This window comes from Olivibacter sp. 47 (assembly GCF_030372825.1).
GTDB classification, from domain to species: Bacteria; Bacteroidota; Bacteroidia; order Sphingobacteriales; family Sphingobacteriaceae; genus Olivibacter; species Olivibacter oleidegradans.
Genome location: NZ_JAUCNR010000001.1, coordinates 5,250,305 through 5,275,725 on the forward strand (window position 1 = coordinate 5,250,305; position 25,421 = coordinate 5,275,725).

The 25,421-nt window shown below is 42.8% G+C and carries 17 protein-coding genes and 3 pseudogenes; 14 read left to right on the forward strand and 6 right to left on the reverse strand.

What is annotated here, in order from left to right; genetic code table 11:
* The first annotated feature begins 2 nt into the window (after positions 1 to 2).
* The 7 genes and pseudogenes from rpsD to QT327_RS22855 all read left to right on the forward strand — a co-directional run bounded on the left by rpsD (position 3) and on the right by QT327_RS22855 (position 6,708).
* Complete coding sequence (gene rpsD, locus QT327_RS22825) at positions 3 to 611, forward strand: 30S ribosomal protein S4 (RefSeq protein WP_130854401.1); 609 nt, start codon at positions 3 to 5, stop codon at positions 609 to 611.
* An 83-nt stretch (positions 612 to 694) separates the two neighbouring features.
* Entirely contained in the window at positions 695 to 1,687 is a 993-nt protein-coding gene (locus QT327_RS22830; RefSeq protein ID WP_013665028.1) for a DNA-directed RNA polymerase subunit alpha, read from the forward strand.
* Positions 1,688 to 1,878: 191 nt separating this feature from the next.
* Positions 1,879 to 2,478: a 50S ribosomal protein L17 gene (gene rplQ / locus QT327_RS22835; RefSeq protein WP_130854400.1), complete on the forward strand. Its 600-nt coding sequence runs from the start codon at positions 1,879 to 1,881 to the stop codon at positions 2,476 to 2,478.
* A 99-nt stretch (positions 2,479 to 2,577) separates the two neighbouring features.
* A complete protein-coding gene (locus QT327_RS22840; RefSeq protein WP_289554094.1) occupies positions 2,578 to 3,777 on the forward strand; it encodes a class I SAM-dependent methyltransferase in 1,200 nt (399 codons plus the stop codon).
* A 241-nt stretch (positions 3,778 to 4,018) separates the two neighbouring features.
* Positions 4,019 to 5,934: pseudogene (gene dnaK, locus QT327_RS22845) on the forward strand (molecular chaperone DnaK).
* A 169-nt stretch (positions 5,935 to 6,103) separates the two neighbouring features.
* Complete coding sequence (locus QT327_RS22850) at positions 6,104 to 6,316, forward strand: HAD family hydrolase (RefSeq protein WP_289554095.1); 213 nt, start codon at positions 6,104 to 6,106, stop codon at positions 6,314 to 6,316.
* Complete coding sequence (locus QT327_RS22855; RefSeq protein WP_289554096.1) at positions 6,292 to 6,708, forward strand: HAD family hydrolase; 417 nt, start codon at positions 6,292 to 6,294, stop codon at positions 6,706 to 6,708. Before QT327_RS22850 ends, QT327_RS22855 begins: the two co-directional genes overlap by 25 nt.
* Here QT327_RS22855 and QT327_RS22860 read toward each other — a convergent pair whose 3' ends face one another.
* Positions 6,709 to 6,879 (reverse strand): hypothetical protein, encoded by a 171-nt coding sequence (locus tag QT327_RS22860; protein ID WP_013665033.1) that lies wholly within the window; start codon positions 6,877 to 6,879, stop codon positions 6,709 to 6,711. It abuts the gene before it with no gap.
* A 70-nt stretch (positions 6,880 to 6,949) separates the two neighbouring features.
* Between QT327_RS22860 and folB the strand changes: the two genes are divergently transcribed.
* From folB to QT327_RS22875, 3 genes are all read left to right on the forward strand, one after another.
* Complete coding sequence (gene folB, locus QT327_RS22865) at positions 6,950 to 7,324, forward strand: dihydroneopterin aldolase (RefSeq protein ID WP_149105188.1); 375 nt, start codon at positions 6,950 to 6,952, stop codon at positions 7,322 to 7,324.
* Positions 7,325 to 7,392: 68 nt separating this feature from the next.
* Complete coding sequence (locus QT327_RS22870) at positions 7,393 to 8,787, forward strand: FAD-binding oxidoreductase (protein WP_149105189.1); 1,395 nt, start codon at positions 7,393 to 7,395, stop codon at positions 8,785 to 8,787.
* A 146-nt stretch (positions 8,788 to 8,933) separates the two neighbouring features.
* Positions 8,934 to 10,964 (forward strand): S9 family peptidase, encoded by a 2,031-nt coding sequence (locus QT327_RS22875; RefSeq protein WP_289554097.1) that lies wholly within the window; start codon positions 8,934 to 8,936, stop codon positions 10,962 to 10,964.
* A 135-nt stretch (positions 10,965 to 11,099) separates the two neighbouring features.
* Here the strand turns inward: QT327_RS22875 and QT327_RS22880 are convergent, their stop codons facing one another.
* The 3 genes and pseudogenes from QT327_RS22880 to QT327_RS22895 form a co-directional block, all read right to left on the reverse strand.
* A complete protein-coding gene (locus QT327_RS22880) occupies positions 11,100 to 12,008 on the reverse strand; it encodes a nucleotidyltransferase family protein (protein WP_013665037.1) in 909 nt (302 codons plus the stop codon).
* Between the two features lie 41 nt (positions 12,009 to 12,049).
* Positions 12,050 to 13,590, reverse strand: a pseudogene (locus QT327_RS28370) (helicase HerA-like domain-containing protein).
* A gap of 75 nt (positions 13,591 to 13,665) precedes the next feature.
* Positions 13,666 to 16,092, reverse strand: a complete 2,427-nt coding sequence (locus QT327_RS22895) for a S9 family peptidase (protein ID WP_289554100.1) — start codon at positions 16,090 to 16,092, stop codon at positions 13,666 to 13,668.
* Between the two features lie 319 nt (positions 16,093 to 16,411).
* Between QT327_RS22895 and rfbA the strand changes: the two genes are divergently transcribed.
* Positions 16,412 to 17,278: a glucose-1-phosphate thymidylyltransferase RfbA gene (gene rfbA, locus QT327_RS22900; RefSeq protein WP_289554101.1), complete on the forward strand. Its 867-nt coding sequence runs from the start codon at positions 16,412 to 16,414 to the stop codon at positions 17,276 to 17,278.
* Positions 17,279 to 17,490: 212 nt separating this feature from the next.
* Positions 17,491 to 18,626, forward strand: a pseudogene (gene gmd / locus QT327_RS22905) (GDP-mannose 4,6-dehydratase).
* Between the two features lie 78 nt (positions 18,627 to 18,704).
* Here gmd and lacZ read toward each other — a convergent pair.
* Together lacZ and QT327_RS22915 are read right to left on the reverse strand one after the other, a co-directional pair.
* Entirely contained in the window at positions 18,705 to 21,926 is a 3,222-nt protein-coding gene (gene lacZ, locus QT327_RS22910; RefSeq protein WP_130854391.1) for a beta-galactosidase, LacZ type, read from the reverse strand.
* Between the two features lie 198 nt (positions 21,927 to 22,124).
* A complete protein-coding gene (locus tag QT327_RS22915; RefSeq protein ID WP_149105195.1) occupies positions 22,125 to 22,940 on the reverse strand; it encodes a helix-turn-helix domain-containing protein in 816 nt (271 codons plus the stop codon).
* A gap of 86 nt (positions 22,941 to 23,026) precedes the next feature.
* Between QT327_RS22915 and QT327_RS22920 the strand changes: the two genes are divergently transcribed.
* A complete protein-coding gene (locus tag QT327_RS22920) occupies positions 23,027 to 24,364 on the forward strand; it encodes a TolC family protein (RefSeq protein WP_289554102.1) in 1,338 nt (445 codons plus the stop codon).
* Between the two features lie 4 nt (positions 24,365 to 24,368).
* Positions 24,369 to 25,421 carry an HlyD family secretion protein gene (locus QT327_RS22925; RefSeq protein ID WP_149105197.1) on the forward strand — a complete coding sequence of 351 codons (1,053 nt, stop codon included), beginning with the start codon at positions 24,369 to 24,371 and terminating at the stop codon, positions 25,419 to 25,421.

A 25,421-nucleotide genomic window follows, 5' to 3' on the forward strand; every position in this document is an offset into this window, starting at 1 on the left:
AAATGGCAAGATATACCGGACCTAAGTCCAAAATAGCCCGTAAATTCAGAGAACCGATTTTTGGTCCTGATAAAGCATTAGAGCGTAAAAATTACCCTCCGGGTATGCACGGAGTTTCAAAACGCCGTGGTAAACAGTCTGAATACGCTATTCAGCTGCAAGAAAAACAAAAAGCAAAATATACCTATGGTGTATTAGAGCGTCAGTTCGCTAACCTTTTCGATAAAGCTGCTTCAAAAGAAGGCATTACAGGGGAGAACTTGCTCAAATTCTTAGAGGCTCGTTTAGATAATACGGTCTTTCGTTTAGGTATTGCACCTACACGTGCCGGAGCCCGTCAATTAGTAGGACACAAACATATCACCGTAAACGGTCAGGTAGTCAACATTCCTTCGTACAGCGTACGCCCCGGCGATGTTATCGCTGTTAGAGAGCGTTCTAAAACGTTGGAAGCTGTTGCGAATTCCGTTGCCGGTAGAAAACAAAATAAATATAGCTGGTTAGAATGGGATGCTAACGGACTTACAGGTAAGTTCTTGAATTATCCTAACCGCGATGAGATTCCTGAAAATATCAAGGAACAGCTAATCGTTGAGTTGTATTCTAAATAGTTTATACAGCAAACCAGTATCCGGTTCATTCCGGGTACTTGTTTGCTTGCAATCATTTCAATCAAACAATTAATTAGAAATAAATGGCAATCTTAGCATTTCAGAAACCGGATAAAGTTATTATGCAAAAATCCACGGATTTTGACGGAACGTTTGAATTTCGACCGTTAGAGCCGGGTTTCGGTGTAACCATAGGTAATGCTCTACGCCGTATTTTGTTATCTTCATTAGAAGGTTATGCAATTACTTCTGTTCGTTTCTCCGGTGTCTCACATGAATTTTCTACCATCACTGGGGTAGTAGAGGATGTGACTGAGATTATCCTGAATCTTAAACAGGTACGTTTTAAGAAAACAGGAGAATCAGGAGATTCAGAAAAGATTTTTGTTGTAATCAACGGTCAAGATCAATTTAAAGCTGGAGATATTACCAGTCATTCTAACAACTTTACTGTACTCAATCCTGACTTGGTTATTTGTAATATGGAGAGCTCTGTAACTTTGGAAGTAGAGTTAACCGTAAACAAAGGCCGTGGTTATGTCAATGCTGAAGAGAATAAAGTTGCCGATGCAGCAGTAGGGGTTATCGCAATTGACTCTATCTATACACCGATCAAGAATGTGAAATATACGATCGAGAACTTCCGTGTAGAGCAGAAAACAGATTACGAGAAGCTTTTATTGGATATTTCTACTGATGGTTCAATCCATCCGGAAGATGCATTGAAAGAAGCTGCTAAAATCTTAATTCATCACTTTATGTTATTCTCGGATGAGAACATTCTATTGGAATCTCAAACGAAGGAGGAGACAAAAGAGGTGGATGAGGAAATCTTGCATATGCGTAAGATCTTGAAAACTGAATTGGTTGACTTAGATCTTTCTGTACGTGCATTAAATTGTTTAAAAGCTGCTGACATCCGTAGCTTAGCCGAGTTGGTTTCTTATGATGTAGCTGATATGCTTAAGTTTAGAAACTTCGGTAAAAAATCTCTTACAGAGATTCAAGAACTTGTAAAATCTAAAGGTTTGTCCTTCGGTATGAATTTGTCGAAATACAAACTGGATGAAGAATAAATAGGAATAATTAAGCGACCTGTTGCATAATTCCTCTTGTAAAGTAAAAAGTAAAAGCTTGCCTCCCGTAGGGACGGTAAAAATTAAAAAGGTACGCTTTGTGCCGCATGAAAGATGAGCTGTAATGGTTTTTTAATTTTGGCTTTTGACTTTTGAATTAGACAAGAACGGTATGCACAAAACAAAGAACAATGAGACACGGAAAAAAAATTAATCACTTAGGCCGCACAGCTAGCCATCGTAAGGCCCTATTGTCTAACATGGCCGTATCGCTTATCAAACATAAGCGCATCGTAACTACCTTAGCAAAAGCAAAGGCGCTTCGTACATATGTAGAGCCTTTGATCACTAAATCAAAGAGCGATACTACGCATTCTCGTCGTACTGTATTCAGCTACGTAAAAGACAAAGAAGCAGTAACCATCCTGTTCCGCGAGATTTCCGAGAAAGTGGCTAATCGTCCGGGTGGTTATACACGTATTATCAAGTTGGCAAACCGTCCCGGCGACAATGCAGAAGTAGCATTGATCGAATTGGTCGACTACAACGAAGTATACGCTACCGGTGGTGCGAAGGTTGAGAAGAAATCGACTCGTCGTCGTGGTGCAAAGAAAAAGGCATCGGCAAAGGCTGATGAGCAAGAAGTAGTAGCTACTGCTGAAGAAGCTACTGCACCAGTTGAGGAAGCTCCTGCCGCAGAAGAAACTGCTGAAGAGGCTCCTAAACAGAAAAAAGCAAAGGCAAAAGCTGAACCGGAAGCTTCCGCTGAAGAGGCAAAGGATGCCGAGTAATTGCTTTGTAGCATTTAATCATCGAAAATCCCCTTTAGGGGATTTTTTGTTTATCGCATATGCAAGATCAACCGGAAGCTTTTATAAAAAGGCAATTGTATGGAAAATCCCACATCGATCGAAACATTCATTTTTCAGTTGAAGTCGAGCCTACAGGAAGATAACTTTGTTAAATTGTCGCTCGGAAATTACCGGGGAGATGAGCATGAGTTAAAACAAATCCATGTAAGGCTCATCCTGGTGAAACGCGAACCCAAGTTAAACTTTACCCATCGCTTCCGTCGGCGCGACCTGGTTAAAAATTTGGATATTGAAACAGGTGTCGCACAAGTTGAGAGCTACCTGAAGCATGGATTTTATGCTGCTACCTTATTTACTACAAATAATGACTTTTATTGGACGCGTAACCAAAGTGGGCAGGAGAGGTTACAGGTTAAAACGGCGTCTATTAAACAGCAGCCATCTTTGGCGCACGATAAAGAAAAGCATCGACTGATTAAGCCCGGGACTAACAAAAGCTACTTGCACGAGCTAAGAATTACGGACGCCACCGGGCAAGTCTATAAAAATGCCCAAGATAAATTTAAGCAAATTAATCACTATATAGAGCTATTGCGTCCTTTGATTCAGGATATAGGCAAGGAAAACCTGAAGAAAGTGGTGGATATGGGGTCGGGAAAAGGCTATTTGACCTTTGCACTCTATGACTACCTCTACAACGTGTTGGGATTGAAGGAAGTGGAAGTTACAGGTGTTGAATTTCGCGAAGATTTAGTAAGCTTGTGTAACCGCATTGCACAACAAGCTGCATTTCCTTTGTTAAAGTTTCAGCAAGGTGCCATTGTGGAGTATGATGAGCCAAACATGGATATGTTAGTGGCTTTACATGCCTGTGACACGGCGACTGATGATGCAATCTATCAAGGTATTAAGGCCGGCGCAAAGCTTATAGTCGTAGCGCCTTGCTGTCACAAACAAGTCAGACGGCAAATGGAAAGGGCTGTGATGACTGCCGAAATTCAACCTATTACGCGATTTGGCATCTTTTTAGAACGACAGGCTGAAATGTTGACAGATGCTTTAAGGACGTTATTCCTGGAGTATTACGGCTATAAAACCAAAGTGCTCGAATTTATATCCGATGCACACACACCAAAAAATGTGCTGATCGTGGCCAGTAAAACATCATCCATACCGGCAGAACGCCGAAAGCAGATTCTATCGCAGATTAACCAAACAAAGGCTTTTTTTGGTTTGGAGAAACACTATTTGGAGTCTTTATTGCAATTGGAGAACTAATTGATACACATTGTGATGCTGTTTACTAGGTTATCGAAAACTAAGTTGACCCTGCTTGCATCATTCAGTAGCTTTGTTGAAGAATAGCTTCACATAACGCTGCTATACTTTTTCGTATCATAAAAAGGAGCCTTCGCCTGAGAGGCAAGCGGGCTGACATTATGTCGTAAACGTGAACTTGGCACAGGCATTGATAATTTGTATTAGAAAACAGCAAATTGTAAATATAAACAAATAAGATATGTCTAAAATTATTGGAATTGACTTAGGTACTACCAACTCTTGCGTCGCTGTAATGGAAGGTAATGAGCCGGTAGTTATAGCAAACAATGAAGGTAAACGTACCACACCTTCTATCATAGGTTTTGTAGATAATGGTGAACGTAAGGTGGGAGATCCTGCTAAACGTCAGGCCATTACCAATCCTCAAAAGACTGTTTACTCCATTAAGCGCTTTATGGGTAGACGTTTTGATGAAGTGACCGAAGAAGCCGCCCGAGTACCTTATAAAGTAGTAAAAGGCGACAATAATACACCTCGCGTTGAAATTGGTGATCGGAAATACACACCACAAGAGCTTTCTGCCATGATTTGCAGAAGATGAAAAAGACGGCAGAAGATTTTTTGGGTCAGGAGGTAACAGAAGCCGTTATTACTGTTCCAGCCTACTTTAACGATGCCGAACGCCAGGCTACTAAAGAAGCAGGCGAAATCGCCGGGTTAAATGTTAAACGTATCATTAATGAGCCTACAGCCGCTGCCTTAGCTTATGGTTTGGATAAGGCGCACAAGGACATGAAGATTGTTGTGTTCGACTGCGGTGGTGGTACGCATGACGTTTCCGTTCTTGAGTTAGGTGATGGTGTATTTGAAGTGAAATCTACAGACGGCGATACCCATCTAGGGGGGGACGACTTCGATCAAGTAATTATTGATTGGTTAGTTGAAGAATTTAAGAGCGATAATGGCGGATTGGATTTAAGTAAAGATGCCATGGCTTTGCAACGCTTGAAAGAAGCTGCAGAGAAAGCAAAGATCGAACTTTCCAGCACATCTTCTACCGAAATCAATTTACCATATATCACGGCTGATGCAACCGGGCCAAAGCACTTGGTGCGTAACTTAAGCCGTGCTAAATTCGAGTCTTTGGCTTCAGACTTAATCAAACGTACCATCGATCCTTGTAGATCAGCCTTGAAAAATGCCGGTCTTTCAACCAGTGAAATCGATGAAATTATTCTGGTAGGTGGTTCTACTCGTATTCCGGCTATACAAGAAGCAGTGAAGAGCTTCTTCGGTAAGGAGCCTTCTAAAGGGGTTAACCCGGATGAGGTGGTTGCTTTAGGGGCAGCTATTCAAGGCGGTGTATTAACCGGTGAAGTGAAAGATGTATTGCTATTAGACGTAACGCCTTTGTCATTGGGTATTGAAACCATGGGAGGTGTAATGACTAAGCTGATTGAAGCAAATACAACGATCCCAACTAAAAAATCGGAAGTGTTCTCCACGGCTTCGGATAACCAGCCCTCGGTAGAGATTCATATTCTGCAAGGGGAACGTCCTATGGCGGCACAGAACCGTACGATTGGTCGTTTCCACTTAGATGGAATTCCGGCAGCACCTCGTGGCGTGCCACAAATTGAAGTAACATTTGATATTGATGCAAACGGTATTTTACACGTATCCGCGAAAGATAAAGCAACCGGGAAAGAACAAAAAATCCGTATCGAAGCTTCTTCAGGCTTAAGTGATGAGGAAATCAAGAAAATGAAGGCCGACGCAGAAGCGAATGCTGACGCAGATAGAAAAGCCAAAGAAGAAGTGGATAAGCTAAATGCAGCAGATGCGCTTATCTTCTCCACAGAGAAACAGTTGAAAGAGTATGGCGATAAAATCAGTGCCGACAAGAAAGCACCGATCGAAAGCGGTTTGGCCAAATTAAAAGAGGCTTACGCTGCTAAAGATTTCGCGGCCTTGGAGACTGCGCAAACAGAATTGCAAGCATCTTGGAATGCAGCTTCTGAAGAAATGTACAAAGCTTCTCAGGAAGCCGGTGCTCAAGGTGCCCCTCAGGGAGAAGCACAACAGCCTGGTAATACCGGAGATGAAGTAACTGATGTAGATTTTGAGGAAGTAAAAGATGATGATAAAAAATAAGTTTTTTTTCAATTCTTAATAAAGAAGCCGCAATATTCATTGCGGCTTTTTTTATGTTCGATAATTGTGTTTCGCATGTTTTTGTTAGTTCCTTTTTGGGAACAAACAAGTGTAGCGCTTTTTTGCATATTCACACAAATTAGCTAAGTTTAGCCAATAAACTTTAGCTATGTTCAAGAACATTATCTTCGATTTCGGAGGCGTTTTAGTCGACTGGAACCCCAAGTATCTTTATAAAAAACTTTTTGCTGAGGAGGCAGCGATGGAGGAATTCCTGGGGAATGTTTGTACATCCGACTGGAATGAGCAGCAAGATGAAGGCCGAACTCTCAAGGAAGGAACTGAGGCCCTTGTTCAATGTTTTCCGGAAAAAAGGAGCTAATTGAAGCCTATTATGGCCGTTGGGAAGAGATGTTGGCAGGACCGATAGCAGGAACCGTTGCGATCCTGGAACAGTTGAAAAAATCCGGAAAACACAAACTGTTCGGACTCACGAATTGGTCGGCAGAAACATTCCCCATTGCTCTACGGCGATTTGACTTCTTTAGCCTTTTTGACGGCATCCTAGTTTCAGGTACCGAACGTTTAAGAAAGCCACATCCTGCCTTCTATCAGTTATTGCTGGATCGATATCACTTAATGGCGAATGAATGCCTTTTTATCGACGACAATATAAGAAACACAGATGCGGCCCGTCAATTCGGTATACAAAGTATTACTTTTGAAAACCCCGATCAGTTGAAGGAAGAACTGATTCGTTTACAGGTTTTATAACTAACGCCTTGCTTTACTGATCAGCCATACGATAATGGCAATGACGATGATAACTAAAAAGACGCCAACATACACGCCGCCTTTAAATACTCCGGCAATAAAGTCACAACTGCTAATGCTTGTGAGCAGGATAATTGCTGCCGGCCAAATGATATAATTGCTTCGACTCATAAAATCTTTTTTTATACAACCATCCGACAGGCAAAAAAGTTTTGAGTAGGAAAATGCTTAAGTTTGTTGGATGGAGCAATATAAGAGAAAAATAGCACTGACAAATGCTCGTTTTTATGCTTACCATGGCTATTATCCCGAAGAACAGATGCTTGGAAACGAGTTCTTTTTAGATATCATTTGCTTTGTAAGCAACCCTACATTGAATACGGATGATAATTTGGTGAAAACGATCAATTACGAAGAGCTTTATCGCATTGCCAAAGAGGAGATGGCTCAACCGAAAAAACTGTTGGAAACGGTTGTGGATAACATACTCAATAGTATTAAGGTAAATTTCCATGAGGTAAATGAAATAGAGGTATCCCTAAGAAAAAGTAATCCGCCTTTCGGTGGAGATGCTGCAACTGCTGAAGTAAGTTTATACTGGCAATCCGGCACTTAAGGTTATAGCTTCGTAATATAAACCGAAATCGGGCTGACTTTTGACAGCCGAAAGCTGAACGCTAAAACATGTTGAATAAAATTACACCGGATATTCTGCAATTATTCAAGCAGGCGATAAACGAAGATCGTTTAGTGAGCGATCCCGCTGTATTGCAAGACTACGCGCATGACGAGACAGAAGATTTACACTATTCACCAGACCTTATTGCCCTACCGGAAACGGCAGAAGAGGTAGCTGCTCTCCTAAAAATCTGCCATGAGCACAGCGTCCCTGTTACACCTCGGGGCGCCGGTACCGGGCTATCGGGCGGCTCCCTGGCTATTTATGGAGGCTTGATGATCGCGATGCAACGTATGAACAAGATTATAGCCATCGATGAAAGAAATTTGCAGGCAACTGTTGAACCCGGCGTTGTTACAGAAGAGTTAATCAATTTAGCTGCTACGAAGGACCTTCTTTACCCCGTTGATCCGGCCAGCAAAGGGTCTTGCTTCATCGGCGGGAACATTTCTCATGGCAGCGGTGGCCCGCGTGTTGTGAAATACGGAACAATCCGCGAATATGTACTCAATTTACAGGTGGCCCTCCCTACGGGAGAACTGATTTGGACAGGTGCAAATACCTTGAAATATGCGTCGGGCTATAACCTTACTCAACTATTTATCGGTTCAGAAGGCACCTTGGGTATTATTTGTAAAGCAGTGCTTAAATTAATTCCGAAACCTAAGCAAGACTTATTACTTTTCGCTTCCTTTGCATCCAATGAGGAAGCCTGCGAAGCAGTTGGTGCCATTTTTAGAAAAGGTATTATTCCATCCGCTGTAGAGTTTATGGAGCGAAAGGGCGTTGAATGGGTCATCTCTTATGATCAGGTTCAATTTAATCTTCTTCCGGAAATGGAAGCTTTCTTATTAATTGAGTTGGATGGAAACAGCCTCGACGAGCTGATGCTGCAATGTGAAGAGGTGAACCAAGTACTGGAAGAAAAAAACTGCTTGGATGTTTTGTTGGCAGACACGGCTAACCAGAAAGAAACCTTGTGGCGCCTACGTCGTACCATGCCTGTATCGGTGAAAGCCAATTCCATTTATAAAGAAGAAGATACGGTAGTTCCACGTGCAACGCTGCCCACCTTGATTAGAGGTATCAAAGCAATCGGCACGCGCTATGGCTTTGAATCGATCTGTTACGGTCATGCGGGCGATGGCAATCTGCATGTTAATATCATCAAGGGAGAAATGACTGAGCACGACTGGCACCATAAGCTGAAGGAAGGAATCAAAGAAATATTCGACTTAACCATCGAGCTGGGCGGAACTATTTCCGGCGAACATGGTATCGGTTTGGTTCAAAAAGAATATATGCCCTTAAAGTATTCCGCCCTCCATTTAGACCTCATGCGCGGTATTAAAAAGGTGTTTGACCCGAAAGGCATCCTGAATCCGGGAAAGATATTTTAATGGTGTCCGGCAAGCGGAGCTCGGGCACACCCGTAAAGTACGGTGTTTATAGCTTAGATATAGTGAAAGCCAGCCAATGAGCAGATGCGAACGGTAGCTTTTTTCCTTTTGAATTTTTAATTTTGACTTTTGAACTTTTCACACACATGAACAAAACCTTAATTTTAGCGACTATTTTGGCAGCAGGATCTGTAAAAGCACAGCAACCGCTCACGCCCGAACTATTATGGAAATTGGGACGGGTTAGCGCAGAGGCGGTAACGCCCGATAAGAAATATGCCATTTATGGCGTTACACACTACAATCTGGCGGAAAATAATAGTGAACGTAATCTTTATAAAATTCCGTTAAATGGTGGCAAGGCCTTGCAACTGACTAAAAGCCAAGGAGGTGAAACACTCGTTCATTTGGAACAAAACGGCAATATACTTTACTTAAGTAAGGGCCAATTGTGGCTTCTGGAATCGGGTAAAGAAGAACCTAAACAGCTGACGAAATTTGATGGGGAATTGAGTAATGTTAAAATTTCACCAAATGGACAGTATATCTTATTCTCTCAGGAAGTAGCCTTGCAAAAAGTGCAAAGTGCCGATAAGTATGAGGATCTTAAGAAATCCGATGCCTACATTTTCAATTCCTTGAATAATCGCCATTGGGACACTTGGTTTAATGGGAAGTTTTCCCACGTTTTTTATGCAAGCTATCAAAACGGCATAATTGGTAAGCCGGTTGACATCATGGCTGATGAGCCTTACTTCACCCCGCAACAACCATTCGGAGGTGCGGAAGATATGGTTTGGAGCCCCGACAGTAAGCAAATCATCTATGTTTGCAAAAAGAAATTCGGAACAGACTATGCACAAAGTACCAATACCGATCTCTATGCTTACGATATCGAGCGCAAACAAACCAAAAATCTAAGCGACGGAATGATGGGTTACGATGTAGCGCCGGCTTTTAGTAAGGATGCTAACTACCTGGCTTGGTTGAGCATGAAAGAAGATGGTTACGAATCGGATAAAAATGATCTAATTGTCCGCGATCTGAAAACGTCAACAACCTATAACTTAACCAAGGATTGGGATGAGACGGTAGGTGGTTTCCTTTGGAGTGCAGACGGCTCCAAAATTTGGTTTACAGCGCCCACCGCAGGAACGATTCAACTTTTTGAAATCGCACTTTCAAAAGATTTAAGCAAAGTTGGCGCTAAACAGGTGAAACAATTAACCAAGGGCGATTATGATATCACTTCGGTAAATGGTGAAAGCGGTGACCTATTGCTTGTGAGTCGGACCGATATGAACCATGCAGCCGAACTCTACACATTTAACCGTAAATCTAAAGAACTGAAGCAATTGAGCCATGTAAACGATGAATTGAACGCTTCGATCGCCCAGAGCAAGGTGGTAGGTCGTACCACCAAAGCAACAGACGGAAAAGATCTCTTTTCGTGGGTCATTTACCCACCTGATTTTGACGCCAATAAGAAATATCCGACTTTGTTGTATTGTCAAGGCGGGCCACAGGCAGCTTTATCGCAATTCTACTCTTTCCGATGGAATATGCAGTTAATCGCCGCACAAGGCTATATTGTGGTAGCACCCAACAGGAGAGGAATGCCCGGACACGGTGTGGAATGGAATCGCTCTATTAGCGGCGATTGGGGAGGACAGCCTATTCGCGATTATTTAAGTGCCATTGATGATGTAGCCAAAGAGCCTTATGTCGACAAAAATCGATTGGGTGCTGTAGGTGCAAGCTACGGAGGCTATTCGGTATTTATGCTTGCAGGAGTACACGAAAATAGATTCAAAACCTTTATTGCACATGATGGCCTCTTCGATACACGCAGTTGGTATGGCACTACGGAAGAACTTTTCTTTGCCAACAAGGAACTGGGAGGCAACTATTGGCAGCAACCCGCACCGAAAGCTTATACACAATTTAATCCGATAAGCTACGCAGATAAATGGGACACGCCTATATTAATTGTACAGGGCGGGAAGGATTTTCGTGTGGGCATCGAACAAGGTTTAGGAGCTTTCCAGTTGGCGCAGCTAAAAGGAATAAAAAGCAGATTACTTTATTTCCCCGAAGAGAACCATTGGGTATTGCAACCTCAGAATGCCATTGTATGGCAACGTGAATTCTTCACTTGGTTGAAGGAAACGCTTTAGGTTCGTTGAGTAGTAGAGTAGTTAAATAGTTAATAAGGGAATAGTGAATAGCCCTTATTAACTACTCCATGTTAACCAATTCCCGCCATTTACTAACTACTTAACTACTTCGCCACTTAACGACTTAACCTTGCGCTAAAATAACTTAGCAGGATAAACTCCTTTTTCAACGAGCGTAGAAATACATTTTTGAACAATCGGTTTATCTTCTTTATAAGTAACACCGAACCACTCTTCAGCCGTTGGAATTACTTTAAAAGCCGCTTTGCCGGATTGGATTAGACTATCAGCTACTAAAGGAATAAAAAATTCTGCTTTCGGATTGTGCTGATTGGCTTCTACAAAATCGATAAAAAGCTTTTTCGTTTCTTCAAATACAGCCGGTGTAAAGCCCCAAAAGTTCATAGATACACGTGTATCGTTGGGGATTTCAGTCTCTACACCATTTTCCTCATAAAAAACTTTCTTTTCGCCGTTAACCTCTTTGAAGTACACTTGCGTGCGTTCATTAATGGCCGTCATATTTCCTTGACTGTTCACTGCACATACACCGCGTGAAACAGTACCATGGTCTGATAAGGTTTTATCAACCTGATAGCCCATCAACGAGAATGTTTCGTCCGACACCTCTGTAGTCAAAAATTTCGCCATTTTTTCGAAAGCATCATAACCGTAAAAATCATCCGCATTAATCACACAAAAAGGTTCGTTTATCTGATTGTGGGCCTCTAAAACAGCATGTGCCGTTCCCCAAGGTTTTGCTCTTTCAATATCTTTATCAATGCCATATTTTCGAAGATCCGTGCCTTGATAAACATAGTCAGTTTCTATTTTCCCCTTTAGTTTAGGTTCAAAAATAGCTTTAAATGGTTCGGCAAACTCTTCACGGATAATAAAGCTTACCTTTCCAAATCCCGCCTTGATCGCATCATAAATCGAATAATCAATGATCGTTTCCCCATTGGGACCAAAGGCATCGATTTGTTTCATACTTCCGTAACGGCTAGCCATACCTGCTGCTAAAATCAATAAGGTGGGTTTCATTCTTTTCTTTAATTTATTATTAGTTAACGTTGTTATTTTTTTTAGTTTTTTCTTTTTTTTCCGCCAATAAGCGATGCTATAATTGCAGTTCCGAGTTTGGTTAAAAACTTGATGCCCTCACGTCCGAGCGTCCGTGATGCGCTCTTAGCCATGGCCTCCATAGGTGTTTCTCTCGAGCTACTACCTGCCCCTTTTTTTTGTATCGGTTTTTCCTCTTCCGCTACGATTGTTTCCTTTTCATTTTCCTCCAATATATCAGCTGCACTTCGTGTGTTAACAGCCTCCTTGTATTTGCCATAAATGGCCGACTCATTTACCAGGGCATCGTAGCTAGCTTTATCCAAAGGCCCCATGACCGCTCTCGGCGGAATAAGGTGAGTCGCTACCACTTCCGTGGGGATTCCTTTGTCATTTAAGACCGTAATGATGGCCTGTCCGGTACCTAAACCGGTTAGGGTTTTATCTATTTCGTAAAAGTCGGAATGCGGATAGGTTTTTGCTGTTTTGCGCAATGCTTCCGCATCATTCGGTGTGAACGCTCGTAAGGCATGCTGAACGCGATTTCCCAGTTGGCCCAACACGGTGTCAGGCACATCAGTAGCTGCTTGCGTGCAAAAAAATACACCTATTCCTTTTGATCGTATGAGGCGGATAATTTGCTCTATTTTACCCAAAAACGCTTTCGAAGCTCCATTGAAGAGAAGGTGTGCCTCATCAAAAAAGAAGATAAGCTTAGGTTTATCTAAGTCGCCTACTTCCGGCATCTGTTCAAACAATTGGGATAGTAAGCTTAACAGAAAAGTAGAAAATAAAAGCGGTTGACTTTGAATATCCGAAATATTCAGCAGACTGACGACCCCCTTCCCATCTACGCGTTCAAACAAATCGTTTAGGTCCAATGCAGGCTCTCCAAAAATGTGGCCAAGCCCTTGTTGCTCTATAGCCACGATTTTGCGTAAATGGTAGTAGAGGTAGCACTGCTGATTTTTCCGTAGCTTTCCTTTATTTCGAGCGCACCATCTTCTGACGTTAAGTAATTTAATAATTTCTTTAGATCTTCCAGATCTATTACAGGGTAGGATTTGTCCGCCGCATACTTAAATAAAACGGAAAGAACGCCTGTCTGTGTATCATTCAACTCGAGAATCCGTCCCAATAAGATCGGTCCAAAATCACAGATCTTGACGCGCATCGGTGCACCAAGTTCTCCCGAAAGCGAATAAAGCGCAATAGGAAAACCTGCCGGTACAAATGGTTTACCAAGCGCTTTTCCCCGCTCTTCCAATGCCGCATTCGTTTTTCCGGGTTCATGTAAACCCGATAAATCGCCTTTTACATCGAGCATAAAAACAGGCACATTGGCATCCGATAATTGCTCAGCGATGAGCTGAAGTGTACGTGTCTTTCCGGTACCTGTCGCGCCCGCGATCAGGCCATGCCGATTCATCATCTTTAAAGCAAGATTTACCTCTGCTTGTGCTACAATGTTTCCATCCAATATCCCGGCCCCAAGATAGATAAATTCGCCCTTCGGTTGATAGGAAGCGGTTATTTTTGCAATAAACTGGTCGATATCAGCCATATTTAATAATTTAAGCCGATGCAAATTACACAATTTTTATTGCTTACAAAATTGGCAATTTCGCCTTTGCAATTATTATTCCGTTTGTTTATCGGTTACTTTTCTATTCTTGACATATTTTTCAAGCCAACAATCCATTTCCCAGAATGTATGCATAATGGATTCCTTTGCTCGATAACCATGGAACTCCTTCGGGAGCAGTACTAAACGGACCGTTCCTCCATGGCCTTTAATGGCGTTGTAAAGTCTTTCACTTTGTATAGGGAAAGTCCCGGAATTTTCGTCATCCAAGCCATGGGTCATCAATAAAGGTGTTTTTATTTTATTTGCATAGCTGAAAGGCGACATTTGGTAATACACCTCGGGAGCCTCCCAATAGGTCCTCGATTCATACTGAAAACCAAAAGGTGTAAGGGTTCTATTATACGCACCACTTCGAGCTATTCCCGCAGCAAAAAGATTGGTATGGGCTAACAGATTTGCCGTCATAAAAGCTCCATAAGAGTGCCCTCCAACAGCAATTCTGTTTCGATCGGCAATACCCATATCCACAACATAATCAATTACGGCTTGCGCATTATCTTGAATTTGCTGGATAAAGGTATCATTGGGCTCTTCCTTACCTTCACCCACAATAGGCATGTCGGTTTGATCCAAAATCGCATAGCCACGGGTTACCCAATAGACGGGCGATCGAAAAGCAAGCCGTGTAAAACGGTATGGAGAGCCTTTTACCTGTCCTGCTGCCTTTAAACTTTTAAACTCTTTAGGGTAAGCCCATATCAAAACCGGTAGCGGGCCTTGTTCCTTGGTATAACCCTTGGGTAAATACAAGGTTGCTGTTAGTTTAATGCCATCCTTACGCGGATAAGATAACTGCTGTTTACTAACTCCTTTGAGACTTGGATAAGGATCGGGAAAGGTAGTCAACGACATACCATTGCCATTTTTCAAATCTATCCGATAAATGTTCGGTGCTTGTTCTATGGACTCGCGGGAAACATATACAACGCCTTTATTATTAAAAAATAAGGGCTCTTCATAATAGGGGGCTTTAGACTTAAAGAGGGTGTCCTTTCGATCGCTTAACAAACCCCACTTCATCAAAAAGGGGCGATCGCCCTCTGGGGAAGATCCGACTCCTATACTGAAAGCTATAGGCTCTGCTTCTTTTTCGAATAACAGGACAGGTCTGTCGTAAGGCCCGTCAGCATGTACGAACTGGCCTGGATCGGTATAACTGTCCTCAGACGAGCGGTCGGCAATGACTTTAACGATCTTTCCCGTTTCCGGATGGATCAGCGTCATCTTTTCTTTTCTATCTTTCCGCCACTCTTCTTTTAAAACAGCATACTGCTTATTGCCCCATTCAATCCCTTGATATCGCAAAGTGGTTGACGTCAATTTAACGGCCTCTCGATTAAAAGGTGCTTTCAAGGTAAAGACTACATCGCGGATGGCTTGTTCTTTGTTTGGGTCACCTCCATCCTGTGCTTCTACCCAGTATAAAGTGGCAGGTGCATCGGTACGCCATCCAAACTCCCTAGCGCCACTAATGACAGCATCAAAGCCGGTTGGAAGATTTTCAGCTAAAGGAGATGTCGCCAATTTTTTCACTTCCTTTCCCCAAGCGGTATAAATAATATTTTCAAATGGGAAGGAATAAATAGGCACTAAATAAGAATACGGGCGTATCACCTTTTGAGCAAGTATATATTTACCGTTGGGAGAATAAGCTAGGTCACGATAAATTCCTGGAGCTAAGATCTTTTCCACTTCACCGTTTAGACTTACCAAGGCAGGTTGAGAAGTTAAGAAGTAATCCATAAGCGTCTCGTCGTAAGGATTCTTTAGCAGATTCTGATAAGTTCTGGATGGAGCCGCCAAGCCAATGTTCTCCTGAATAATCGGTCCACTTGGGACCAGGCTCTCCCGGGGTTGCGTACCTCTTGCATCCACAAGCAGCTGTACCAATAATTGATTACCCTCAGGAGCCCATTGTAAGGTTCGCCCATAGGCATCATTTACATATCTTTCGGATATTCTTTTGGCCTGTAACTTTTCGATATCGACGAGCCACAGCTCTACTCCTTCTTTAGTTGCATTCGTGAAAGCAAGATACTGTTCATTCGGACTCCAAGTAATATTGCCAATCTTTGCCGACTTTGGTAAACCTTCCACCAGTTTTTCATTGGTTGAATTTACTTCTTGGATCGCCATCGATGTATAAGTAGTAGATACGGCTGAAGAATTATTCAATGGATTAATACGTAAACCGGCGAGGCCAAGAATGGGCTGGGAAACATCTTCAATGGATGGATAATCAGGCACGCGTAAAAGCAATAACTTGGTACCACTCTTATTAAACCGGACAACCGGTGTATTCGGTGCGTTCAAGAGCTCTTGAATACTGGCGGGTGGGCTTTGATAACCCTTTTGCTCCTGCGCTCGGGCGGATATAGTAGCAGCAAAAATTAAAAGGCTAAGTAGTGTTTTCTTCATGTATATTATTTTAATTAAAATACTGTTAAAATGGTCGATCGTGAACCAATTATATTAGGTGATTAAAAATAGCTGCAATATGCCAATAATTGCCCGAAATACCTAACATGAGATATAAAAAACTGAGTATTCGCCGTTAAGAACGAAGTGCCATATGTGTAAATACGTTCCTTTGATTGCAAGAACCAATGTAAGTTGAACGGGAAATCCGGGCTTGTTTATCCATCGTTCTTTGATATGGCAAAAAATCAATACTTTTACGATAAAATAATTGGAAAAAAGAATAGAACAATCATCTAAATAAGAAAAAATATAATTCATGAAAGGTATTATTTTAGCAGGAGGATCAGGTACCCGTTTACATCCCTTAACACTGGCGGTAAGCAAGCAACTGATGCCTGTGTATGACAAACCGATGATTTACTACCCCTTATCAACACTGATGCTAGCGGGTATAAATGAGATTTTGATTATATCCACGCCACACGATTTGCCCAACTTTGAAAAATTGTTAGGCGATGGCTCGCAGATTGGTTGCAAGTTTTCTTATGCCGTTCAGGCGGAACCCAATGGCTTAGCGCAAGCCTTTGTTATAGGAGAAGAATTTATCGGTGAGGATAAGGTGGCGCTGATTTTGGGAGATAATATTTTTTATGGTGATGGCTTGTCTAAGTTGTTGCAACAGAGTGTTAATCCGGAAGGCGGCGTCGTTTTCGCTTATCCCGTGTCCGATCCCGAACGTTATGGTGTTGTTGAGTTCGATGAGGACAAGAATGTGCTATCGATCGAAGAAAAGCCAAAAGAACCCAAATCAAATTATGCCGTTCCGGGTATTTATTTCTACGATAACTCGGTCGTATCGATTGCCAAGAATATCAAGCCGTCTGCAAGGGGTGAGTATGAGATCACTGACGTGAATAAAAAATATTTAGAAGCGGGTCGTTTAAAAGTAGGGGTTTTCAGTCGTGGCACGGCCTGGTTGGACACGGGTACCATTCCTTCTTTAATGCAGGCAGGTCAATTCGTGCAAGTTATTGAGGAGCGCCAGGGCTTGAAAATAGGGTGCATCGAAGAAGTAGCCTATCGTATGAAATATATTAACGCCGATCAATTACGGACCATCGCTGAACCTTTGGTAAAGAGTGGTTATGGGGAATACCTATTGCGACTAGTGGGAAGGAAGTAGTTTGTTAATGATGAGTGATGAATTTTGAGTGATGAATAAAACTAGGGTGTGCTTCGTGATTGAGCAATTAAGTGGTTAGTAAATAAAATTTAAGTAGCTAACACTGTTTAAACTCTCAACTAATATGAGTACTCAGGGTATAGCTTGAGTAAAGGCTAATAAAAAATACAAAAAGGCTGGCGGTCGATAACTGACAGCTGATTGCTATAAAAATGAAAACAGCATTAATAACAGGAATTACCGGACAGGACGGTGCATATTTAGCCGAATTTCTGCTAAAAAGGGTTACCGTGTCCACGGTGTGAAGCGGAGAAGCTCGCTTTTTAATACAGATCGGATCGACCATCTCTATCAGGATCCCCATGAAGCGAATCCGAAATTTACTTTGCACTACGGCGACTTGACCGATTCAACGAATCTGATTCGTTTAGTGCAGGAAACCCAACCGGATGAAATTTACAACCTTGCAGCCCAAAGCCATGTAAAGGTCAGTTTTGATACCCCCGAATATACAGCCAATGCCGATGGTTTAGGTATGCTCCGCTTATTGGAAGCAGTCAGATTGTTAGGAATGACAGCGAAATGCCGTATCTACCAAGCTTCCACTTCTGAACTCTATGGGCTCGTACAAGCAGTACCTCAAAGTGAAACAACTCCGTTCTATCCCCGATCTCCTTACGCGGTAGCAAAATTGTATGCCTATTGGATAACGGTCAATTACCGTGAAGCCTATAAAATGTACGCATGTAATGGTATTCTATTTAATCATGAAAGCCCAATAAGGGGCGAAACTTTTGTGACGAGAAAGATTACCCGCGCAGTATCCAAGATTGCACTAGGGTTGCAAGACCGGTTATATTTAGGGAACCTCTCTGCGCAACGCGATTGGGGGCATGCTAAAGATTATATTGAAGCCATGTGGCTGATTCTCCAGCAGGAGCAGGCGGAGGATTATGTAATTGCGACAGGTGTTACGGCTACCGTACGTGATTTTGTGCGAATGAGTTTTGCCCATGTAGGTATCGAAATTGAATTCAGTGGAAAGGATGAGCAGGAGAAGGGTGTTATTATAGATGCAGATGAGCAAAGATTGACGGCACTGGGAATAGACCCGGCTAACATCAAATTCGGTCAAACGGTTGTTAAAGTAGACCCTACTTATTTTAGACCAACGGAAGTCGATTTACTTATCGGCGATGCCACAAAAGCGCGGACTAAACTTGGATGGAAACCAAAATACAATCTCGAAAGCTTGGTAGCTGACATGATGGAGTCTGATCTACACCTCATGCGTAAAGAGGAATACCTTAAAAAGGGCGGCTTTAAAACGATGAATTACTTTGAGTAGCGGGGTATTTTAGGTATGAGGTTTAAGGTGTACGACCTGCACAACCTTCTAAACCTTATGCCTTCACCCCCTACGCCTCTAGTGTCTTCTAACATAGTCTGCTGCATCCCCGTCCATCATACTATAAGGGAGCAAGCTAAAGCTGAAGTTGATGGGTTCTTTGGCAATTTGGTATTGCGGCAGCGTAATCGGTCCACAACTACCATTACCTAACCCTCGTTGTGCATAATCAATATGTAATATAACTTCCGGCCTTGCCTTTAACTCATAAGGATGCTTGGCCTTATGCAAATCCCTTTCGGTATAATGAGAAGCACTAAAGCCGAGTTTATTGTCTGCAACAACGATCATTCCCTGGTTATTCGTATTCGTAAGCTTTACCCACTTCGTATCTTCTCGGTTCGCCATACTTTGGGGGCGCATATAATTGCTTCCTAACTGTTCCACGGTACTTTGGTAACGACCAAAAAAGGCAGCCTGCTTACGGTCGATATAATTCTCATGCCGCCCTCGCCCCAGCCATTCAACAGTATTATGTCGCCCATTGACGGTTGCGCTAAAACCAATCCTTGCCAGGGGTAGTCCGTCTTTGTTGGGGTTGATAAAGGCCGAGACATGTATAATGCCGTTTCCGTACACGGTGTATACAAGATTGAGCGGAATTTCATACCCGGACTTGGTACTTGCGATTACCGATGCGGTAACCTGGACCGACTTACGGCTGCTTTGATTGATGTTGAAATCATTTACCTTAAACGACAGGGAGTCGTATCCCTCCTTTTCCCACGGAATGGCTTGTCCCCAATCTTTATCGCGGTCGTTATCAAGCGTAGCCCGATAGATGTTCAATTTCAAACCATTTCCGAGACCTTCGATCAGCTGGTTATTTCGATAAGCCAAGGATGAAATCATGCCATTATTGCGATTGAATCCTACATGGAACTCTTTGCCGATTAAGGTAACCTCATCTTCTTTTTGGAGTACAATAATATCAGGCAGGGTGGTCACCGTATCCAAGTAGGCAACTTGTACCGGCGCTCGGTAGGGCATTTCAAACTGTTCCGTTGCTACAACGGTCCCTTTCGGAGCCCATCGCTCATCCTTAGTTGATTTAACAGAAAGTTGCAAATGATAAGATGCCCCCGGAGCTAAGAGCGGTTGCTTGATGGGCACACGTAAGATGCTGCTATCGCCCGGTGCCAGATTCAGCGGCGGGAGTACGCCTTGCTGAACCTCCTTGCCATCCTCTGTTAGTACCCAATCCAATGTAAAATTGTTCAAGTCCAGAAAAGCATATTTATTCTTTACACGGACATTTCCTTCCACAAGATTTGCTGCCGTGAAGCTTACATATTGATACACTTTTTTCACTTCTTCCAACTTGGCCGTCGGTTTTCTATCCGGTGTCAATATACCATCCATGCAAAAGTTTCCGTCATTCGGCTTATCACCAAAGTCGCCGCCATAAGCAAAAAAGGTTTGCCCCTTCGCGGCTCCCGGTATCTGTTTGCTCAAGCCATGGTCCACCCATTCCCAAATACAGCCACCGATAAGACGCGGATGACTTTCGATGACATCCCAATATTCTTTCAGATTACCGATAGCGTTTCCCATAGCATGGCCATACTCACACATCAAAAAAGGTTTGGTGCTAGCCGTTTGTCCGCTCTTTAATAGACTGGCGACTGAAGGGTACATGGTTGATTCAATGTCTGCCACTTCGTTGTAACTTTCAAAATGAAGCGGTCTGGTCGTATCAATCGCCAGTACCGCTTCACGAGCGGCCTTGAAGTTCTCATGGCCCCAAGACTCATTGCCTAAAGACCAAATAATGATCGAAGGATGGTTTTTATCGCGCTGTACCATCCGCCTGTGCCGATCGATGTAGGCCGGTTTCCAACTGATGCTATTTCCTAAATCTGCCTTCGCTCCATGGGTTTCCAAATCCGCTTCATCAATTACATAGAGGCCATATTCATCGCATAACTTGTACCAACGTGGGTCGTTGGGATAATGAGAAGTACGTACCGTATTGATGTTATTTTGCTTCATCAATTGGATGTCTTCCAACATACTTTCATAAGGTACGGCCTTGCCGAAAACGGGATGTGTTTCATGTCGATTCACGCCCTTTAATAAGATCGGCTTATTGTTTACATACAAGCGGCTATTCTTAATTTCAATTTTTCTAAAACCGAACTTGCTCGATAAAACTTCAGTGACCTGATCCTGTTTGTCTTTCAGGGTAAGGATTACCGTATAAAGGTAAGGCGTTTCTGCCGTCCATAACTTGGGATTTTGGATGGTGCTTTTCAATTGATAGGCAGCATCCTCTTCCTTTTTCCCAAAGAGGCTTCCAAATCCAATCTTTCGATTGATCCGTTCTTCCATTTTGGAAGAGAGTACCGCTTCCTTTCCTTCCGCGTCCAAGATCTTCACGCTTAAACTTCCAACCGCGTCGCCGCCTTTTCCGGAATTTCTTAACCAAGTGTCGGCTATAAAAGTTGCCGAAGAAAGATCATCCGATAGTATTGATTTCAGAAAAAAATCGCGTATATGTAATTTCGGGGCGGCGCTCAAGTATACATTTCGATGAATCCCGCCCAGTCGGAACATATCTTGATCCTCCAGGTAACTGCCGTCGCTCCATTTATACACTTCAACGGCAATTAAATTGCTCTGACCCGTTTGAACATATTCCGTAATATCAAAAGAAGCGCCTGTCATGCTCCCTTCACTATAGCCAATTTTTTCGCCATTAACCCATACATAGAAGGCGCTTTGCACGCCATCAAAATTCAGGAAGATCTGTTTATCAGCCCAATTAGAAGGGATTTCCACCTTACGTCTGTACGATCCCACGGGGTTGGGTTCCTTGTGTTTAGTCCATGACGTATCAACAGGTTTCATGATTTTGGGCGGTTCCACTTTAAATGGATAAGTGATGTTGGTATAGATAGGTGTGCCATATCCGTTAACCTCCCATGTGGACGGTACCCTAAGCTCCTTCCATTGACGATCATTAAAACCCTTTTTATAGAAATCTTTGGGACGCTCATTCGGGCTTTTTACCCAGTTAAATTTCCACAAGCCGTTTAAACTTTTATAGAGTGAAGAATTGGAATCGATATTAGCGATAGCCTGCTGCTCATTATCGAAGGGAATAGCCGTTGCATGACTGGGTAGTTTATTGGTTTCAAACACCTTTTCATTTTCCCAATCCCGCTGTTGTGCAGCAAGAGGCAAAGCGGTGCTTATAAGAAAGATAAGACTATATAGATAGCGATCTATTGCATTCATGTATGTTTGTTTTAGTAGCCTATTGCCCGCCTAATTGAGGAGCCTGAACCAGCGGAATCCATCAACTAACGAAAGCTAGCGAGCATCGTGATTGGCAAAGATATCATTTTACTCTACTAGAACGTAATAGTTGCCCTGAACGTATGGCTATTGTTACGCATGCGTAATTTTTGTGATCTGCACTTTTTCCGGGCAGATTTAAGTGCCTTCGTCAGCAACGGCGATATTCAGCTGCTGGAAGTCGGTAGGGCGTTGCCCCATGATGCTATAGAACGTATTACTGAAAGCCGAGATGCTATTGTAGCCTACACGATAAGCAATTTCGCTAATCGAGAGATCGTCTTTAATCAGGTGTTCCATCGCCTTAATAATTCGGGTTAATTTGAGATATTGAAAAAAAGGCATGTTCAAAATCGTCTTGAATAGTCGTGATAAGGTTCTTTCGCTAAACCCGAATGCCTTTCCTAAAACTTCCAAGGTCAGATCATCCGCGATATGTTGATGGATATAGATCAATACAGGTCGCAAACGGATGTTATCGGTGGTAGGCAATGCAATGGGTAATGGATGCAAACTGATTAACGGCAGGATATTTTTCATTGTATTCAGAAAATCATAGGCTTTGGAACCCGGAAAAATATCACCATGCCATCTTTCAGAAAACAGAAGCATTTCAAGCAACAGGTTGTTCACAGGATAGATACCCATTTTCTTAAAAAAAGCATCATCGGTTCGCTTAGGGTCAAAGTGGATGGTACGAACTTTAACCGAAGGATATCGATGGTAAAAGCGATGTCGTACTCCTGCCGGAATCCAGGCATAATGTCTTGCCGGTAAAAAATAAGACCGATCTTCCGTATGTAAAAAGATCACACCTCCTTCCACGTAAGTGAGTTGCCCTTTATGATGACTGTGCAATTCCAGCTGATCACCATATTGGCTGTACCACAGATAGGTGCTGTCCGGGTGCTGGTCCAGCGCCGATAAATATTCGCTGATCGTTACTCTTTTCATTTGGCGTGTTTAAGCAAAAGTATGTCATTTTAGAGAAAAATAAGAAGACCAAATATCCCGACCTTTGTGGTGTCATTAAATAAATCATGAACTTTCTAAAGTATAACATACAACTGGGCCTGTGCTTGGTGATAACACTATTGTCTCCCGTATGTGGAAGAACACAGCAAATGAGGGCTGAGGCCTTGAGCCTGGAAAAGGCCTGGCAATTGGCTGACCTTAACAGCAAAAAAATCCAAATAAGTGAAATGGATGTGCAGGCAAGCGCCGCTCGTTTACAGATCGCAAAGGATGGGCGCTTACCCGAGGTGTCAATTCATGGACAATATGCATACGTGTTTAATATGCCGATTTATGAAGATGGTCTTTTCCATACCCCCAAGCAATTTCCGGTCGATCGAAAGTACTATAAGGCGGGTGCTGAAGCCTATCTCAATCTTTACAATGGCGGTAAAACCGGTCGGGAAATTAAGTACGCAAAAAAAGAACAGGAGATTGTTGAGGTGGAACATCACCGGACAGCGGCAGATATTCATTTCAGCGTAGCTGTGCATTATTATGATGTTTATAGAAATCAGGCCTATCGAACACTTTTATTACACGACATTAAAGAGCGCGAAAAGCAGTTGGAGGAAATTAAACAGCTTTACGCCAATGGAACAGTCCTTAAAAGCGATGTTTTACGGGCAGAGCTACGTTTGTCCAAACAGCGCATGTTATTGATAGAAATCAATAACAGTATTAAAATCGCGGGGCAGCGACTTAATGTTTTGATAGGTAAACCTGACGACACGCCGGTGCAACTGGATGTTGACACCGGTGGCCATGCGGCATTTCAATTACAGTCTTTGCAAACATATTTAGACGAAGCCCATGCACACGCTTTCAACGGATTATTGTCCGGAAAAGCCAAGGAGCTGCGTGCCCTCAACCTGCAACAAGTGAAATCGAATACCTCCCCTAAGGTAGGTTTCTTTGCTGAATATGGTTATGGCTATCCCCAGATACAATTTTATCCTTACAGTTTAGCGTTGTACGGCTCCGGAATGGCCGGCATAAAACTTAGTATTCCCATCTCCGGCTTATACACTAACAAACACAAGGTACAAGAAGCATCTTTGGCGCTTAAACAGCAGGAAATAGCCTATGAAAATGCCCATGACGAAATAAGACAAGCGGTAGAGGAGGCCTACTTACGATGTACGGAGGCTATGAAAAAAATTGAAGTTGCTAAAGAAAATATCAAGCAGGCGGCAGAAAGTTACCGCATTATGCGTAACACCTATTTCAATCAGCTTTCGCTACTAACAGATTTTCTTGATGCAGAAACGCAATTACTGCAATCACGGTTCGAATTATCAACCGCCCAAGCAAATGCACAGGTACAATTTTACAAATTACAAAGAACGATTGGCAATTTATAATACAATGACAATACAAAAGCAATCATCATCTGATAAAATAATTACACGAATCACCACGGCAGTCGCCCTGATCCTCGTGATTGCCCTGCTCATTTGGGGTTTTCGTACGCTCGTTTCCTATTATCGTTTTGAGGAAACGAATGACGCACAAGTAGATGAGTATATTAATCCCATAACCTCTCGGGTGAATGGTTATATAAAGGAAGTTCGCTTCGAGGAAAATCAAAATGTGCACAAAGGAGATACCCTGGTTATCATCGATAATAGCGAATACGCTGCGCAACAAGAGGAGGCCGCAGCTTCCTTAATGAACGCCCGGGCACAGGTTGCCGTTTTACAAAGTAACATTCAAACGGCTAATAAAGGCGCCGCCGTAGACGAATCACATATTCGTGCCGCTAAGGCGAGATTGGTAAAACAAGAACAAGAGTATAACCGGTATCAGAAGCTTTACGAGGTCGAATCGGCCACTAAACAGCAGTTAGAAGCTGTGCAAAGCGCTTTGGAGGTTGCAAAGGCCGATTATCTTGCTGCAACCGATGCCTATGCAGCTTCTTTATCAAAAGCGAACGACATCCGGGTACAGGCCGATGTATTGCATGCCGAAATTAAGCGACGGGAAGCCGTGTTGCAACGGAGCGCTTTGAATACGGACTATACCGTTATTCGTGCCCCTTACGATGGCAAAATGGGAAGACGAAGCATCCAACCCGGACAGCTGGTGCAACCCGGCCAAACCTTAGCTTTCATTATCGATCGAAGCTCAGGCAAATGGGTTGTGGCTAATTTTAAAGAAACGCAAATCCAGCATATGCGAGTAGGCAAAGAAGTGTCTATCTCGGTAGATGCCTATCCCGATAAAATCTTTCATGGGAAAATAGAATCACTTTCCGGAGCCACAGGCTCGCGTTATTCGCTGTTACCACCGGATAACTCGACCGGTAATTTTGTGAAGATTGCACAAAGGATACCGGTGCGTATCCGCCTCGAAGGAGAAGATATTGAGCTTTTGAATGCTGGCATGAACGCCACCGTGCGCGTAGGAAAAGGAGGATGA